Source organism: Paenibacillus ihuae, from assembly GCF_001368795.1.
Classification (GTDB): Bacteria; Bacillota; Bacilli; order Paenibacillales; family Paenibacillaceae; genus Paenibacillus_AQ; species Paenibacillus_AQ ihuae.
The window spans coordinates 46,084-48,543 of the sequence record NZ_LN831198.1 but is presented as its reverse complement, the minus strand read 5'-3'; the positions used below and the strand labels follow the sequence as shown (position 1 = coordinate 48,543).

Below are 2,460 nucleotides of genomic sequence, written 5' to 3'. Positions count from 1 at the left end.
GCGTGTACGTCACCTGGCCGTTCGCGCCTACGGTAACCGTGCCGTGCGACGGTAGTGTCTTGAGTGTTACCGAGGAAGGGACAAGCCCGTTCTCGGCATCCGTATCGTTTGCCGTTACGGTCAAGCTTCCCGAGCCGCTCTCGGCTACGGTCAGCGTATCCGCTACCGCGCTTGGCGCCGTGTTCAGGATCGGAGCCGCTGTCACCGTCACACTCACCGTGGCCGGGTTGGACTCTGCTCCGTCCGTATCCTTGACGGTATACGTGAAGCTATCGCTGCCGCTGTAGCCCGCGTTCGGCGTATACATCACCTGGCCATTCGCGCCTACAGTGACCGTACCGTGCGACGGTAGTGTCTTGAGTGTTACCGAGGAAGGGACAAGCCCGTTCTCGGCATCCGTATCGTTTGCCGTTACCGATAAGCTTCCCGAGCCGTTCTCGGCTACGGTCAGCGTATCTGCTACCGCACTTGGCGCCGTGTTCAGGATCGTACCCGTAACATTGACGGGCGGCGAAAAGACACCGAGGTCCTTCCATGTGGTAGTATCATTAGTGCTTATGCCCTGCGTGCCCGCGATATCCTGATTGAAGGAGTTGTCCTGGGCAGCAGTGCCGATAATATATTGCAGAGGGGAGGTAGCAGTCACAGTAATTCCCTTGCCCGCCATTGCCGTATTAATGTCTGCAACCTTAATTTTAAAGGTTACAAAATAATCACTGTCCCCCGAAAAGCTGCTTCCCGCGGCCTGCATCAACGAATAATTCTGATTAGCGCCAGGCACATAGGAGATAAGCGCAGGATTGATGATGCCCGTCGTGCTGGGCGATGTATTCGCCTTGTTGGGATCAGCATTATAGATACCGATCTTCCCGTTGTTGTTTGTCGGATTATAAACGCCTAAGAAAAAGTCGATACCCCCGTTCCCGTTGGCATCCACCCCCACAAACGCAAAGCTTGTAAACTTGTCCTTCTGGGTTCCATCCAGATTGTTCACACGGATCCGAAAGCCGATTTCACCCGCAGCCGAATCATAGTTAACGTAAAAAGGAGGATTGTTCGCATCGCCGACGATGTCCTGCGCTACACTTCCGCTTCCTGTCTGCTGGTCACCCACATAATCAAACTGGCTGTTTTTAGGATAGACGGTCAACCATCCGTTTCCGGTCCCGGTAAGGTCCAATCCGCTGGCATAGACAGAACGGACTTGGGGCAGGAAGGTCATGGTCAGCAACATGAGCGCCAATAAGGAGATGGCTGTTTTTTTAATCGCTCTAAATTTCAATAGATGACTCCTTTCATATGACAAAATCAACCCAAAATATGGGATTATATGGACAATTACCCTCCTTTAGAGGTCATAAACAGAAACATATAGACCTTTTTTCCTATTTATCGACCCGCATGCGTTAAAATTGAAGTATTTTATATTGAAATATTAATATTTCAAGCACCATGGATACGATTACATGCGCTGCTATGTCATGGAAAGAGTCAACTACCCGGGTACCAATAGGTAATAAGGCCTGTAATAGGTAGAGTCGACTTAAGTGAGGAGCACCGATCATCAGAAGGGGTGGACTAGGAACGTGCATGGTACCAGCTTCCGACAACGCGGGACCCTCTCCCCAGACACGCCAAATAGCAAGCTTCCGGCGGAAGCTTGCTATGGATTGCTAATATAGTGGCAGGGCAGCTGCTGAAAGGATCACCCGGCTACCCTTGCTGCTGGCTACGACCTCATCTGCCTCCAGCCTACGTACCGAACCGCTGCCGGTACCCGCACTTGCGGCACAGCTCTTCTACCGCTTCCCGGCGGGAGAAGCCGTAGAACAGATTGTTCGCCCGCTCCCCCTCGACAATCTCGGAGAACGGCCGTTCGTGGATGTTGCCGAGGTTGATAACCCCCTCGCCATCGAGACAGCACGGTACCACCGTGCCGTCCACCAGCACCGCCGCCTGGCTGCGCAGCGCATGGCAGAAGCCTTTGCCGTCATCCTCCGGCTCATGCAGTGCCGGCCATCTGAACTCGTGGTCCTGGTTCAGATAGATGCGCGGCGCAATGCGGACGCCGCTGCCGGGAACGACCTTCTCCTCAATCTTGAAGTCCAGATCGAACGCCTCCTCCAGCACAGCCAACGTCTCGCGGTTGCGGCTCCGCGTTAGATTGGTCTGGTTGTCTTCCGTCAGATTCCAGAGCCGGAAGGAGATGATGACCCCTTGCGCCGCAGCTTCCCGCACAAAAGAAATGATCTCCTTCAAATACCCCTCCCGGTTCTCAGAGCCTTCATGGCCGTCGAAGCTGTGCAGGGAGAAGTTCATCTGGCGCAGCGCCGGCTTGCCGATAATTTTCGGCCCCGCCTTATGGATTAGCGTGCCGTTGGTCGTGATATTGACCTTGAAGCCTTTGGCATCTGCAATGTCCAGCAGCTCACCTATCTTCGGATGCAGGAGCGGCTCACC

General features: G+C 54.0%; 2 protein-coding genes. Both read right to left on the bottom strand.

Annotation, left to right across the window (positions count from 1 at the left end):
• On the bottom strand, positions 1-1,282 hold a 1,282-nt coding region (locus AQR02_RS00210), incomplete at its 3' end, for an Ig-like domain-containing protein (protein WP_167347595.1).
• Positions 1,283-1,752: 470 nt separating this feature from the next.
• Positions 1,753-2,460: radical SAM/SPASM domain-containing protein (locus tag AQR02_RS00205; RefSeq protein ID WP_054938874.1), on the bottom strand; the 708-nt coding region annotated here is incomplete at its 5' end.